This window comes from Psychrosphaera saromensis, from assembly GCF_002954545.1.
Classification (GTDB): domain Bacteria; phylum Pseudomonadota; class Gammaproteobacteria; order Enterobacterales; family Alteromonadaceae; genus Psychrosphaera; species Psychrosphaera saromensis.
Window position 1 is genome coordinate 780475 of sequence record NZ_MSCH01000003.1, and the last position, 14885, is coordinate 795359.

17 protein-coding genes are annotated in these 14885 nt (G+C 38.6%); all 17 read right to left on the reverse strand.

All coding sequences use genetic code 11. From position 1 onward, the window contains the following. Window positions 1-8 precede the first annotated feature (8 nt). Entirely contained in the window at window positions 9-569 is a 561-nt protein-coding gene (locus BTO11_RS03500) for a methylated-DNA--[protein]-cysteine S-methyltransferase (protein WP_229793371.1), read from the reverse strand. Between the two features lie 15 nt (window positions 570-584). Beyond that, window positions 585-1976, reverse strand: a complete 1392-nt coding sequence (locus tag BTO11_RS03505; protein WP_105051287.1) for a DNA-3-methyladenine glycosylase 2 family protein — start codon at window positions 1974-1976, stop codon at window positions 585-587. A 133-nt stretch (window positions 1977-2109) separates the two neighbouring features. Continuing rightward, window positions 2110-2466 carry an MGMT family protein gene (locus BTO11_RS03510; RefSeq protein WP_105051288.1) on the reverse strand — a complete coding sequence of 119 codons (357 nt, stop codon included), beginning with the start codon at window positions 2464-2466 and terminating at the stop codon, window positions 2110-2112. 91 nt (window positions 2467-2557) lie between these two features. Beyond that, complete coding sequence (locus BTO11_RS16405) at window positions 2558-2758, reverse strand: hypothetical protein (protein ID WP_146105455.1); 201 nt, start codon at window positions 2756-2758, stop codon at window positions 2558-2560. A gap of 497 nt (window positions 2759-3255) precedes the next feature. Continuing rightward, complete coding sequence (locus BTO11_RS03515) at window positions 3256-3675, reverse strand: F0F1 ATP synthase subunit epsilon (RefSeq protein WP_105051289.1); 420 nt, start codon at window positions 3673-3675, stop codon at window positions 3256-3258. 15 nt (window positions 3676-3690) lie between these two features. Then, complete coding sequence (gene atpD, locus BTO11_RS03520; RefSeq protein WP_105051290.1) at window positions 3691-5073, reverse strand: F0F1 ATP synthase subunit beta; 1383 nt, start codon at window positions 5071-5073, stop codon at window positions 3691-3693. Window positions 5074-5100: 27 nt separating this feature from the next. Continuing rightward, entirely contained in the window at window positions 5101-5964 is an 864-nt protein-coding gene (gene atpG / locus BTO11_RS03525; RefSeq protein ID WP_105051291.1) for a F0F1 ATP synthase subunit gamma, read from the reverse strand. A gap of 68 nt (window positions 5965-6032) precedes the next feature. Further along, window positions 6033-7574: a F0F1 ATP synthase subunit alpha gene (atpA, locus tag BTO11_RS03530; protein WP_105051292.1), complete on the reverse strand. Its 1542-nt coding sequence runs from the start codon at window positions 7572-7574 to the stop codon at window positions 6033-6035. 14 nt (window positions 7575-7588) lie between these two features. Beyond that, entirely contained in the window at window positions 7589-8122 is a 534-nt protein-coding gene (gene atpH / locus BTO11_RS03535; RefSeq protein ID WP_105051293.1) for a F0F1 ATP synthase subunit delta, read from the reverse strand. Window positions 8123-8137: 15 nt separating this feature from the next. After that, a complete protein-coding gene (atpF, locus tag BTO11_RS03540) occupies window positions 8138-8608 on the reverse strand; it encodes a F0F1 ATP synthase subunit B (RefSeq protein WP_105051294.1) in 471 nt (156 codons plus the stop codon). Window positions 8609-8658: 50 nt separating this feature from the next. Further along, the gene (gene atpE, locus BTO11_RS03545; protein ID WP_105051295.1) at window positions 8659-8877 is read right to left on the reverse strand and encodes a F0F1 ATP synthase subunit C; all 219 of its coding nucleotides are present in this window, start codon (window positions 8875-8877) and stop codon (window positions 8659-8661) included. A gap of 120 nt (window positions 8878-8997) precedes the next feature. After that, a complete protein-coding gene (gene atpB, locus BTO11_RS03550; protein ID WP_105051296.1) occupies window positions 8998-9801 on the reverse strand; it encodes a F0F1 ATP synthase subunit A in 804 nt (267 codons plus the stop codon). 28 nt (window positions 9802-9829) lie between these two features. After that, a complete protein-coding gene (locus tag BTO11_RS03555; RefSeq protein WP_105051297.1) occupies window positions 9830-10204 on the reverse strand; it encodes an ATP synthase subunit I in 375 nt (124 codons plus the stop codon). A gap of 337 nt (window positions 10205-10541) precedes the next feature. Then, window positions 10542-11438, reverse strand: coding sequence for a ParB/RepB/Spo0J family partition protein (locus BTO11_RS03560; protein WP_105051298.1), 897 nt, complete (start codon window positions 11436-11438; stop codon window positions 10542-10544). An 18-nt stretch (window positions 11439-11456) separates the two neighbouring features. Next, on the reverse strand, window positions 11457-12236 hold the full coding sequence (locus BTO11_RS03565; RefSeq protein ID WP_105051299.1) for a ParA family protein: 780 nt from the start codon (window positions 12234-12236) through the stop codon (window positions 11457-11459). Window positions 12237-12253: 17 nt separating this feature from the next. Continuing rightward, the gene (gene rsmG, locus BTO11_RS03570) at window positions 12254-12883 is read right to left on the reverse strand and encodes a 16S rRNA (guanine(527)-N(7))-methyltransferase RsmG (protein ID WP_105051300.1); all 630 of its coding nucleotides are present in this window, start codon (window positions 12881-12883) and stop codon (window positions 12254-12256) included. Between the two features lie 108 nt (window positions 12884-12991). Then, on the reverse strand, window positions 12992-14881 hold the full coding sequence (mnmG, locus tag BTO11_RS03575) for a tRNA uridine-5-carboxymethylaminomethyl(34) synthesis enzyme MnmG (protein WP_105051301.1): 1890 nt from the start codon (window positions 14879-14881) through the stop codon (window positions 12992-12994). Window positions 14882-14885 lie beyond the last annotated feature (4 nt).

Below are 14885 nucleotides of genomic sequence, written 5' to 3' on the forward strand. Positions count from 1 at the left end.
CATAAATGTTAGAACTCAAATCCTTGCTGTTCCTTCGTATTTTCAAACCTCAGCAACCATTGTTTTTTGTCTAAGCCGCCCGCGTAGCCAGTTAATGTTCCGTTAGCGCCGATCACTCGATGACAAGGCACCACAATGGCTAATGGATTTTTACCATTAGCCGCGCCAACTGCACGTACTGCTTTTGGGTTATTAATCTTTGTCGCCAAGTCTAAATAAGAGCAAGTTTCACCATAAGCTATATTGGTTAAGCCTTGCCAAACTTGCCTTTGAAAGTCTGTTCCGTAACTACTTTGATGTTTAAGTAATTCACTAAACTCATTGCGCGTACCGTTAAAGTATTCTTGTAACTGCTTTTCAGCCAAATCTAGTAGTAGATGTTTATCTTGGTTTTGCTGACAGGTTATCTCTGCTTCCAGTTTGAACTCTATATACCAATACTTAGCGCCATTTTTACTAGCTAAGTTAACGGCTATTTCCAAGGGCCCTAATGGTGATTGCATCCATCTAGTGACTAAGCTTTGTTCTTGATTTGTTTTTTTCTTAGCTTTTATCGTAGTTTTTATCATAGCTTTTCAATGTAATTACAACATTCCCCACATATTAAATGTTAAATATGAACGCCAAGGTTTTGCTTGTTCGGCATCTATTTCAGGGAATATATCTAGTGCTTTTTGAATGCCTAAATCAGACTCTAACCAAATATCGGTATTTGCTTCACCACGCATTTGCGCATATTCAACAGTCCAAGGACCAATTCCTTTTAGCTCCAACCATAATTCAACAGGATCATTTGGATGGGTATCACACCATGTTGCTAATGCGATTAGTGTGTCTTTTCTAGCTTGAGGTATTTTTAAGAAGGCTAATGTAGAACCTTTAATTTGTTTAGGTGTGGGGAACCAATAGCGCGTTTTATTTTCGTTTTCTGAGCTTTGTGGTTCATGATCACCTAAATGCTGGATTAACGTATTTAACAAGTTGGTTGCGGCTTTGACCGATACCTGCTGACCTAATATTGCTCTAATACCTGCTTCAAACGGACTCCAACAACCAGGAATACGAATACCTTGTTTTAAGTTATTCTCTGGGAAGCCAGATTTTATTATTTGAGATTGAATCAGTCCGATGTTGGCGTTTAAGTCAAAAACCTGTCTGATTTTTTGGCTGATCGGGTATAAATATTTAGCGTCGTCTATGTTTATACTAACGTTAAAACCTTGCTTATCCGGTCTATGGACTGCATTAAACCAACCTTTTATGTAATTGCCTTGTTCCGTTAGCCAACTAAAGGTTCTACCGTAAGAACTTGTTCCGAGCGACTCAATGCCTTGCATTAACCTGAATTCAGAAAAGTCATGCCAGTGCTGCCAATTAAACGGGGGTTGGTAATTCATTTGCAGTCGTATTGGCGCATCGGATACTTGTAACTTCTTAATATCAGAGGGTGTTTTTGTTGTTATGCGTTTAAACGCATCGTTAAAACGTCTAACGTTATTAAAACCACATGCATAAGCGATTTGATTTATAGGTAAGTGAGTTTGATGTAATAACGACTTAGCGAATAATATCTGCTGGTGCTGCACATAAGACTTGGGAGATACACCGAGTTGCTGCTCAAATAGCTTTCTTAAATACCTATCTGTAATTCCTAACTTTTCAGCAAGCTCTGATAATTTGAGACCGTTAAATCCATTTTGATGAATAATGGATAGCGCACGTTTCACTGTGGTCTCTGTACCGCTCCATGCAGGTGAAAACGGTGCTGATTCAGGCCGACACCTTAAACAAGGTCTATAACCTGATACTAACGCTTCTGAGGCTGTTTCAAAGTATTCTACATTTTGTTCTTTCGGTGGTGTTGCAGGGCAAACAGGTCGACAAAAAATACCTGTGGTTTTTACCGCAGTGAAAAATATACCATCGAAACGAGGGTCTCTAGATAAACGAGCTTGTTGATAATCTTCAATATTCATTTTCACTCTGCATCTGTTTATTAACTGGACGATGTTCAGAGTTTAGCGCAACGGTTAAATAAAACTAGATGAAAACGGAAGTGAATGTTTTTTATTCTTTGTTTTTAATAGTAGGTTTTTAATTGTTCACTTCTTAATTATCTAATAAGAAAAGTATCTCGCCCAGATCAGGCTTCCAACCATATTGCTTAATGGACACGCTTTTGCCTTTAACAAAAATACCATCATCCATTAATAATGAGCGTTGACGCTCGAATGAATCTGAGCCTAAAGGAAATGCCAGTTGCCCAGATGAACGCAATACTCTGAACCAAGGTACAGGTTTACCATTAATGCCATCTTTTGGCACATAACCTAAACACTTTCCCGCTAATCTAGCACGTCCGGGTAGGCCAGCTAAATCTGCAACTTGCCCATAACTGGCGACTTTTCCCTGGGGAATAAGTTGAACTACTTTCCAAATTTTTTCGTACTGAGGATTATTAGACATGCCGTTTATGTGGGTTCCATGTGGAACTAAGTTATTAAATTATATGGTTTTAATTACTAACTATTATTTTTAGTTCAAACTAACGATTGAACTACTGAGTTTTGTAATACTCGTATCGTTGAATAAGATGATCTTGTAACGCAGAGTCTGAAAAGTGCTGATGTATATATTTAAATATTTCAGGTTTACTCATCAATCCACGTCTTTCTTTGTATGCCCAATATGAAGACATTAAATCGTATTGAATTGTTTCTTGTTCTTGCTTGCTTTTTGTCGCTATGTTGTAAGACACGATATATAAATACTTAACAATAAATAGATGCTGCCATCATAACTTTAAGGTGCATTTGCAACAAGTAACAATAATAGTATTTTGGTGAATAGGTGTTATTGGTAATTTACACAATTAAACTTTGAAGAAAAAAAGGGGAGTTCCACCTCTCGTACCCTGCCTGTAAGAGAGCAAGAGAGGGGAACCAAGTGCTTCAACATCCTTGTAAGGCGATGCCTCGCCCTGAGTCATCCTAAGACAACTCTTCCAGTTACAACAAAACAACAACAAGTTGACCATCAACTTGCTAACTACAATATAGCAACACCATTAACAATGCAAATGATAATCATTACTATTTATAAATATATTTAATATTATTTAATTCACATAATAAACACTAAATTTTAGACATAAAAAAACCCAACATAAGTTGGGTTTTAGCATCTGGATTATGTGATGTAAAAGATGCATAAATGCCGCTCTGTCTATTCACATACCCAATTTCGGAAGCTTAATTAGCCTTTACGAATTTGTTGGATAATACGTAATTGAGCAATTGCTTCAGCAAGCTGTATAGCTGCTGCTGCATATTCAAAGTCAGCGCCTGGATCAGCAATAGCGTCTTCAGCAGCTTTTTTGGCTGCTAATGCTTGTGCTTCTTCAAGGTCTTCTGCTCTTACAGCGGTATCAGCTAAAACCGATACTGCCCCAGGTTGTACTTCTAACATACCACCTGCAACGTAGAAAAGTTCTTCTACGCCAAATTGCTTAACTACGCGTACCATGCCAGGTTTAATGGCAGTAAGTAAAGGCGCGTGACCTGGATATATACCCAAATCACCTTCACTACCTGTTACTTGTAATGTTTCAACAAGACCAGAAAATAATTTCTGTTCAGCGCTTACTACATCCAAGTGTACAGTCATTGCAGCCATTTTACGCTCCGTATTCTATTTGTTAGCTCTTTCTACCGCTTCGTCGATTGAACCTACCATGTAGAACATTTGTTCTGGAAGTTCATCGTAGTCACCATTAAGAATACCTTTAAATCCTGCAATAGTGTCTTTAAGCGATACGTATTTACCTGGAGAACCAGTGAATACTTCTGCTACGAAGAATGGTTGAGATAAGAAACGTTCAATCTTACGAGCTCGAGATACAGTCTGTTTATCTTCTTCAGATAATTCGTCCATACCCAAGATAGCGATGATGTCTTTTAACTCTTTATAACGTTGTAATACAGTTTGTACACCACGTGCAACGTCATAATGCTCTTGACCAATTACTAATGGATCAAGTTGACGTGAAGACGAGTCTAGTGGATCGATCGCTGGGTAAATACCTTTTGATGCGATATCACGAGAAAGTACAACAGTAGCGTCTAAGTGAGCAAACGTTGTTGCTGGTGATGGATCCGTCAAATCATCCGCAGGTACGTATACCGCTTGGATTGATGTGATTGAACCAGTCTTAGTAGACGCGATACGTTCCTGTAGAACACCCATTTCTTCAGCTAGAGTTGGTTGGTAACCAACAGCAGAAGGCATACGACCTAGTAGTGCAGAAACTTCTGTACCAGCTAGAGTATAACGATAGATGTTATCAACGAAGAATAAAACGTCACGACCTTCGTCACGGAATTTTTCAGCCATTGTCAAACCAGTCAAGGCAACACGTAAACGGTTTCCTGGAGGCTCGTTCATTTGGCCGTAAACTAGAGATACTTTATCTAGTACGTTTGATTCGTTCATTTCATGGTAGAAATCGTTACCCTCACGAGTACGCTCACCAACACCTGCGAATACTGAGTAGCCGCTGTGCTCGATTGCGATGTTACGGATAAGTTCCATCATGTTTACTGTTTTACCAACACCAGCACCACCGAATAAACCTACTTTACCACCTTTTGCAAATGGGCAAACTAAGTCGATTACTTTGATACCAGTCTCTAATAATTCAGTAGAGCTTGATTGTTCTTCGTAAGAAGGCGCTTCACGGTGAATCGTGTAACGCTCTTCTTCACCAATTGGGCCAGCTTCGTCTATTGGGTTACCCAATACGTCCATGATGCGACCTAACGTCTTAACACCAACTGGAACTTCAATACCTTTACCGGTACTTACGACTGCTGCACCACGTGACAACCCGTCAGTTGTACCCATCGCGATTGCGCGAATGATACCGCCACCAAGTTGTTGTTGTACTTCTAATGTTAACCCTTCAAGGTTACCATCAATAACTTGTATTGCGTCATATACCGCAGGTACTGCATCTTGTGGGAACTCAACGTCCACAACTGCGCCAATGATCTGTACGACCTTACCTTGACTCATGACATTTCCTCATAAATTTTTGTTAACCTAAACCGCAGCAGAACCAGCACATATCTCAGAAATTTCCTGAGTAATTGCTGCCTGACGTGACCTGTTGTAAACCAATTGTAAATCGTTGATGATATCGCCCGCATTATCTGTAGCGGCTTTCATTGCGATCATACGTGCAGCTTGTTCTGATGCTGCATTTTCAACGACACCTTGGTATACCTGTGATTCCACAAAACGAACCAATAAAGCGTCTAAAATTGCTTTAGGGTCTGGTTCGTAAATGTAATCCCAGTTACTTGACATGTCTTTGTCTTCTTCTAACTTTGGTACAGGTAATAACTGATCGATCGTTGGCACTTGTGTCATGGTATTTACAAACTTGTTGTAAACCACAAACAAGCGGTCAATTTTGCCTTCGTTGTACGCTTCTAACATCACGCGTACTGCACCTACTACATCTTGTACAGATGGTGCATCACCTAAGCCTGAATTTACTGCAACAACGTTACCGCCAAAGCGGTTGAAAAAACCTACTGCTTTTGAACCAATTAAAGCAAAATCTACTTCAACATCTGATTCAGCATATTTTTTCACGTCATTTGCAACAGCTTTAAACTCGTTAGAGTTTAAACCACCACACAGACCACGGTCAGACGAAATGACCACATAGCCTACACGTTTTACCTCACGCTCTTCCAAATATGGATGGCGATATTCAAGGCTACCACGTGCAATATGACCAATCACTTTACGCATCGTTTGTGCATATGGACGGCTTGACGCCATACGGTCTTGAGCTTTCTTCATTTTAGAAGCCGCAACCATTTCCATAGCACTGGTAATTTTTTGAGTGTTTTTAATACTCCCAATCTTACCTTTTATCTCTTTTGCGCCGGACATGTGATTCTCCGATTAACTTTCAACGAAGGTGAGTATCTCTTTTTTACAAGAGTGCTCACCAAACCTAATTACCAAGTTTGTGTCGCTTTGAATGTTTCAATAGCTTCTTTCAAACTTGCTTCGATTTCACCGTTGAAGTTACCAGTTGCATTAACATCTTTCATAAGGTCAGCATGAGTGCTGTTCATGTAAGATATTAGCGCCGCTTCAAAGTCTAAAACTTTAGAAACTGCGATGTCCTGTAAGTAACCTTTCTCAGCAGCAAACAAAGATACACCCATGTCACCAATTGACATTGGGTCATATTGTTTTTGCTTCATTAACTCAGTAACACGCTCACCATGCTCTAATTGAGCACGAGTCGCTTCATCTAAATCAGATGCGAACTGAGAGAAAGCTGCTAATTCACGGTATTGCGCAAGAGCTAGACGGATACCACCACCTAGTTTCTTGATAATTTTCGTTTGAGCTGCACCACCAACACGTGATACCGAGATACCTGCATTTACAGGAGGACGGATACCAGCATTAAACATGTCTGACTCAAGGAAGATCTGACCATCAGTAATCGAAATTACGTTAGTCGGTACGAACGCAGATACGTCGCCAGCTTGAGTTTCAATGATTGGAAGTGCTGTTAAAGAACCAGTTTTGCCTTTAACTTTACCTTCAGTGTAACGTTCAACATACACACTGTTTACACGAGCAGCACGCTCTAATAAACGAGAATGAAGATAGAAAACGTCACCTGGGTATGCTTCACGTCCTGGTGGACGTTTTAATAGCAATGAAATTTGACGGTAAGCAACTGCTTGCTTAGACAAATCATCATATACGATAAGTGCGTCTTGACCGTTATCACGGAAATATTCACCCATAGTACAACCAGAGAAAGGCGCTAAAAATTGTAGTGCAGCAGATTCAGAAGCAGTAGCAGCAACAACGATAGTGTTTGCTAACGCCCCATGCTCTTCTAACTTACGAACTACGTTTGCAATAGTAGAGGCTTTTTGGCCAATAGCTACGTACACACATTTAATGCCTGAATCTTTTTGATTGATGATTGCATCAATTGCCAAGGCAGTTTTACCTGTTTGACGGTCACCGATGATTAATTCACGTTGGCCACGGCCAACTGGAACCATGGCATCAACAGATTTATAACCAGTTTGAATTGGCTCATCTACTGATTGACGTTCAATTACGCCTGGTGCAATTTTTTCAACTGGTTCAAAACCAGCTGCGTCGATTGGACCTTTACCATCGATTGGCTCACCTAGTGTATTTACTACGCGGCCTAATAATGCTTCACCTACTGGAACTTCTAAAATACGACCAGTAGATTTTACTTTTGTTCCTTCACGTAGGTCCGTATATGGACCCATAACTACCGCACCTACAGAGTCACGCTCTAAGTTTAATGCGATAGCGAAACGGCTACCAGGAAGTTCGATCATCTCACCTTGCATACAAGCTGCAAGACCATGGATGCGAATAATACCATCAGTTACTGATACGATAGTACCTTCGTTACGATCTTCGCTGACAACGTCAAACTTCTCAATACGTTTCTTGATAAGTTCAGCGATTTCAGTTGAGTTAAGTTGCATGCTCAAATCCCCAATTACGATTGTAATACATTTGATAAACGTTCTAATTTGCCACGAATTGTTGCATCAATAACGGTATCGCCCGATCTGATTAACAAGCCGCCAACAACAGAACTATCAATATTACAATTCAGCTTAATTTTGCGTGCTAGACGTTTTTCTAAAGAAGCCACCAATGTTGTTAGGTGTGCTTCGCTAATTTCAGTTGCTGAAGTCACATCGACTTCGATCTCATTCTCGTACAGTGCTTTTTGTTCTTCGAACAAAACAGCAACCGCTGGAAGAGCAACTAAACGTCCATTCTCAGCCAAAACTTTAATAAAGTTTTGGCCTTGTTCGTTTAGTTGTTCACCGCATACTTTGACAAATAAGTCAGAAGTAACTTCTGGTGAATGAGAGCCTGCTAAATAGGCAATGATATCGTCATTTATTGCAACTTCAGCTGCAAAATTTAACATTTCATGCCATTGCGTAACGGCTCCGCTTTCAACAGCGAAATCAAACGCAGCTTTAGCGTAGGGACGAGCTACTGTAGTCAATTCAGACATTTGCTCTTCCTCTGCTTATAGTTCTGCAACTAGTTTATCTAGAATGTCGCTGTGGGCAGCAGCATCAATTTGACGCTCTAATATCTTTTCTGCACCAGCAATGGCTAAAACAGATACTTGTTGGCGAAGATCTTCTTTCGCACGGTTACGCTCAGCGACAACCTCAGCATGACCCTGTGAAATAATACTTTCACGTTCGTCATGACCTTTTTGCGTTTCTTCGTCAACAATCTGCATTGCACGCTTTTTCGCTTGTTCAATGATATCTGCGGCTTGAGCTTTAGCTTCTTTAAGCTGCTCTGACGCTTTCTCTTGAGCAAGTTCTAAGTCTTTCTCTGCACGTTCACCGGCAGCAAGACCATCTGCTATTTTATTTTGGCGTTCTTCAATCGCACCGTTTAATGGTGGCCACACAAATTTCATTGTGAACCAAACAAAAACGATAAATGCAATTGTTTCGCCTAATAGAGTGGCATTTAGATTCATTACCGCTCTCCTTACTTATTTAATACTATTGTTCGAATGAAAATGAGTTATTAAGCAAGTACGAATAACATGTATAACGCGATAGCTACACCGATCATCGCAATAGCGTCTATAAGACCCGCTACGATGAACATTTTTACTTGTAGCTGAGGTGCTAATTCAGGTTGACGTGCTGCAGATTCTAGGAATTTTCCACCTAGTAAACCGAAACCGATAGCAGTACCAAGTGCGCCTAGGCCGATCAGTAGAGCAACAGCAATAAATAACATATGTATCTCCAATTTTTATGGTTAATGTTTAAAGTTAAAAGTAAATCTGTAAATTGTTATTGGGCTTCCTGCCCATTATCCAGATGGATAAATTAAATCTTTGTAAAACTGTATTACTAATTAGTGGTCTTCGTGTGCCAAGCTTAAGTACACAATGGTTAACATCATGAATATAAACGCTTGCAAAGGAATTACTAACAAGTGGAATGCAGCCCATATAAAGTGAGCAGGTAACTGCCAAACACCCATAAGACCAGCAATCAATATAAAGATAAGCTCACCAGCGTATAAGTTACCGAATAAACGTAACGCTAATGACATAGGCTTAGCTATTAAGGCAATAACTTCCAAAATAAAGTTAAACCAGTACAACCAAGGTGTATTAAATGGGTGAGCGTAAAGTTCTTTTAAGAAACCGCCAACACCTTTAATTTTAATAGAGTAAAAAATCATAAGAATAAATACACCCAGTGCTAAAGCAGCTGTCATATTTAAGTCTGTAGTAGGAACAACTTTCATGTAGATATGTGATTGGCCTGAGGAAATAGTTTCCCAAGACTCACCACCAATTAAAGCAGCTAAGCTTGGTAACCAATCGACTGGGATAATATCCATAGTGTTCATTAACAATACCCATACAAATATGGTTAATGCTAACGGAGCAATTAATGGATTTTTGCCGTGGAACGTATCTTTAACGCTGTTCCCAACAAATTCCACTATCATTTCAACGAAACATTGAAATTTTCCTGGAACACCTACTGTTGCTTTTCTAGCGACAGCATAAAACGAAATGATAAATACCAAGCCTAGAAGTATTGACCATGCCAACGTATCAACGTGCCATGTCCAAAAACCTTCACCCACTGACGCATTGGTCAGATGGTGCTTGATGTAACCCTGAGTAGTGAGTTCACCAGCCATTGTTTAATTTCCCAAAAGTTTAAAGTTATTAAAAAAGTATCGATTGTAAAAACTGGCTTATTTTTGCCATTAAAAAACCTAAAAATAGCACCGGGAAAATAACCGGGATGGTTTTAATGACAAGGATAAACAAAGCGCCAGTTAACATTATTTTTACCGTTTCACCTCTATAAAAGGAGGCAGCTACCATTTGTAACTTACGAGCTCCAGTGAAGCGAAATGCATATAATGTAAAAACAAACGAAGGAACAACATCTAGCAAAACACCTATTAAAAATGATTTGCCAGTTAAGCTATCCCAAGTTATTCCTATAGAAACTGATATTAATAGTCCAATTAATAGCTGCAACATTAAAAACTTGAAGGCTTTTTGCCGATTTGTTTTTGTTATATGTTGAACCAAAAATCAATTTCCTAAATATTTTGTTCATGCCAAACACCATACGTACTAGTGTCTCGCTTTAATTAACATAAGTGACAAATTGTAACTTGTCGCTTTTTATACGTCAAAACTCGCGAAATTATACGTTGATGTCATCAATTTGCAACTATTAAGAGCCTTAAAAGTAAGGTATTCCCCTACGCTCGCTTATGGATTAATCAGCTTCATCTATAACAAAAAATAATTGTGACTGGTTATGCATCTAACTTGATATTTTATATACAAATACGCATAAATTTAGAAATGAGTTAAAACCAGTGGGGATAAAAAAAGCCAACAAATGTTGGCTTTAAATTTATTAATCGTCTTCTGGATTGAGGTGGGAAATAATGCCATCTAATTCATCTAACGATGAATAGGAGATCACCAACTTACCTTTACCTTTTCGATTGTAAGATATATCGACTTTAGCGCCGAGTCTTTCAATTAATTGTTGTTCCAACAATTTAACATCTGGGTCTTTATCGACAATCTCTTTATCTTTTACGCCTTCGGTAATTGAATTAACTAACTTTTCGGTATCTCTAACCGTTAGTTCTTTTGCTACTACCTTTCTAGCGGCAAAAATTTGTTCATCACCTGATAAACCTAATAGTACTTTCGCGTGACCAAATTCTAAATCACCATGTTCCATTAACGTTTTAACGTCTGGTTCTAGTTTATTAAGTCTAAGATAATTAGTAATTGAGGTTCTAGATTTACCAACCGCATCGGCCACTTCTTGATGGGTTAATTCAAACTCATCTTGTAAACGTTGTAATGCAATTGCTTCTTCCATTGCATTAAGATCTTCACGTTGGATATTTTCTATTAACGCGATTGCAACAGCCGCTTCATCTGGAACGTCTTTAATAATACAAGGAACTAAGTCTAACTCAGCTAACTGAGCCGCACGCCAACGACGTTCACCAGCAATGATTTCATAGGTGTCATCAGAAATAGGGCGAACAACTATCGGTTGGATAATACCTTGAGAACGAATTGATGATGCTAAGTCTTCTAATGCTTCCGGTGACATATCTTGACGCGGTTGATATTTACCAGGAATAAGTAGCTCAATTGGTATTTTCGATAAACCAGTTTTGGCTTCCAGCTCAGCTTTATCTATCGCTTTGTCAGAATTTGTATTGTGATTTGATTGGGTTGATAAAAGGGCATCTAAGCCCCTACCTAATCCACGTTTACGTGAAGACATATTGTTCCTTTGAATTTTTTATGCGGCTTTAGTTTTATTCGAACGTCGTAACATTTCACCAGCTAGGGCTAAATATGCTTTAGCACCGGATGAAGATTTGTCGTAATACATAACAGGTGCACCAAAACTCGGAGCTTCTGCCAATCTAACGTTTCTAGGAATGACAGTTCGATAAACTTTATCACCAAAATGATGTTTTAATTGTTCAGACACATCATTTGCTAAACGATTTCTAGGGTCGTACATGGTGCGTAAGATCCCTTCTATTTTTAAATCTGGATTTACTACTTTGGCTAATTGCGTAATGGTATCCATTAACGCGGTTAACCCTTCCAATGCATAATATTCACATTGCATTGGTACTATAACTGAGTCAGCTGCCGCCATTGCGTTAACGGTTAACATGTTCAACGAAGGTGGGCAGTCGATAAATATATAATCGTAGCTATCTTTTATTTTAGCCAATGCATTTTTAAGACGTAATTCTCGACCATACATTTCCATCATTTTGACTTCGGCAGCCGTTATATCACCATTGCCAGCTATCAGATGAAAACCACCTGCTGTTTCAGTAATTATTATTTTTTCAAGAGGTGTTTCTTCAACTAATAAGTCGTAGGTACTAAATTCTACATCATATTTATCAACACCAGATCCCATTGTAGCGTTACCTTGAGGATCTAAATCTACTAATAAAACCTTACGTTTAGTCGCTGCCATTGAAGCTGCAAGATTGACTGCCGATGTTGTTTTTCCAACACCGCCTTTTTGATTGGCAATTGCTATTATTTTGGCCACATTATCCTCAATTCTAACTAACGTTTTTTTAATAAAACGAGATGTCTTTCACCATCTAACTCAGGGACTTCTAATGTATAAGCTTGTTTTACTTCGACAAATTCTGGTAAGTCATCTATTTCTTGTTGATCTAGTTGGCCTTTTAATGCGTAAAATAATCCATTTTCAGCAACTAGGTGATGACTCCAATTTACCATATCAGAAATTGACGCAAATGCTCTACTTAAAACTCCAGCATATTGTCCTTGATGATCTTCAACTCGGCTTTGTAACGGAGTGACATTATCTAATTTTAGCTCGTGTTTTACCTGAGTGATAAATCGAATTCTTTTGCCAAGCGAGTCTAATAATGTGAATTCGTAATCAGGATTCACAATGGATAATGGAATACCAGGCAATCCAGGGCCAGTTCCTACATCGATGAATTTATTATTGATATCTGATACTTCAGATAAGTGAGGACTTACTACAAGACTATCGACAATATGTTTTACTAACATTTGCTCAGGCTGACGAACGGAAGTTAAGTTATAAGCCTTATTCCATTTATCAAGCAAACCTACATAAGCGACAAGTTTATCGATTTGTTCATCGCTAACTTGTAGGTCTGTTTTAGCAATTAATTTAGCAAGTCTAGCTTTCAACATATAATAATAGATTCAAAATTTATAAAATAGACGCAAAAGTATAACTAGCAAAATCTGTCATACCTAGTGTTAATTTCAAAATTTTGTATTTACTTTGAAAACAAAACCCTAAGCGGTTTTACGTAACGCGCCTTGTTTTTTTAGATAAATTAATAGCAATGATATTGCAGCAGGCGTAATACCTGAAATTCTAGATGCTTGTCCGATAGTTTCTGGACGTGCATCTTTTAATTTAGCCACAACTTCATTAGATAAACCACTTACTGTTGAATATTCAAAATCTGCTGGCAATATTGTTTTTTCATGACGTTGCAGTTTTTCAATTTCTAGTAATTGACGGTCTATATAACCTTGATATTTAATTTGTATCTCGGCTTGTTCAGCAGCTTGAACGTTATCGCAACCTGGACCGATACCTTCAATTTTCATCAAATCATCGTATCTAATTTCAGGTCTTCTTAGTAATTCTTCTAAACTCGCTTCTTTCGACATTGGCGATTTTAATAATGCATTCACTTGATCAATACTTGCATGATCTTTATGAACCCAAGTTGATTTTAAACGTTGTTTTTCAATGGCTACTTTTTCCATTTTTTCATTAAACAACTGCCAGCGTTTATCACATACTAAGCCTAGTTCACGGCCTTTTTCAGTAAGACGAATATCGGCATTATCTTCTCTAAGCATTAGTCTGTATTCAGCACGACTTGTGAACATCCTGTACGGTTCTTTAGTCCCTAGAGTTGCTAAGTCGTCGATTAAAACACCAATGTAAGCTTTGTCTCTTGTTGGGATCCATTGTTCAGCTTCTTTAGAACGTAATCCTGCATTTGTTCCTGCAATTAATCCTTGAGCACCGGCTTCTTCGTAACCGGTTGTGCCATTGATTTGGCCAGCAAAATACAATCCGTTAATAAATTTAGTTTCTAACGTTTGTTTTAAGTCTCTAGGATCAAAATAATCATATTCAATTGCATAACCAGGACGAGTGATGTGTGCGTTTTCAAATCCAGCAATTGACCGTACTAAGTCAACTTGAACATCAAAAGGTAAACTAGTTGAAATACCGTTTGGATAAACTTCGTGTGTTGTTAATCCTTCTGGCTCTACAAATATTTGATGTTGATCTTTATCAGCAAAACGAACAATTTTATCTTCAATTGAAGGGCAATAACGTGGGCCAATACCCTCTATTACGCCTGAATACATTGGAGATCTGTCTAATCCACCTCGAATAATATCGTGTGTCTTTTCATTGGTATAAGTTATGAAACAAGGCACTTGTTGAGGATGTGTGTCATTTTCGCTTATGTATGAAAAATAAGGTGTTGGTGTATCACCTGGTTGTTCTTGCATAACAGAGAAATCAATACTTCTAGCGTCTATTCTAGGTGGTGTTCCTGTTTTTAAACGGTCTACTCTAAATGGTAATTCTCTTAATCTATCAGCAAGTGCGATCGATGGAGGATCGCCTGCTCTGCCACCTGAGTGGTTTTCTAACCCAATATGTATCTTTCCACCAAGGAAGGTACCTACGGTCAGTACAACTGATTTGGCTTTGAATTTTAAGCCCATTTGAGTGACTACACCAACAACCGTTTCGTTCTCTACGATCAAATCATCGCAAGATTGTTGGAATATTTTTAAATTTGGTTGGTTTTCAAGAGTTTCTCTAATGAATGCTTTGTATAAAATACGATCTGCTTGAGCTCGTGTTGCTCTAACGGCAGGTCCTTTAGAGGAATTTAATGTTCTAAACTGAATACCAGAAGCATCTGCAGCTAATGCCATTGAGCCACCAAGAGCATCAATTTCTTTAACTAAATGACCTTTCCCAATCCCACCAATTGCAGGATTACATGACATTTGACCTAATGTATCAACGTTATGGGTTAACAAAAGAGTACTTTGTCCCATTCTTGCAGCCGCAAGTGCAGCTTCTGTTCCAGCATGGCCACCGCCAACTACGATTACATCAAATTGTTCAGCAAAAATCATTTGT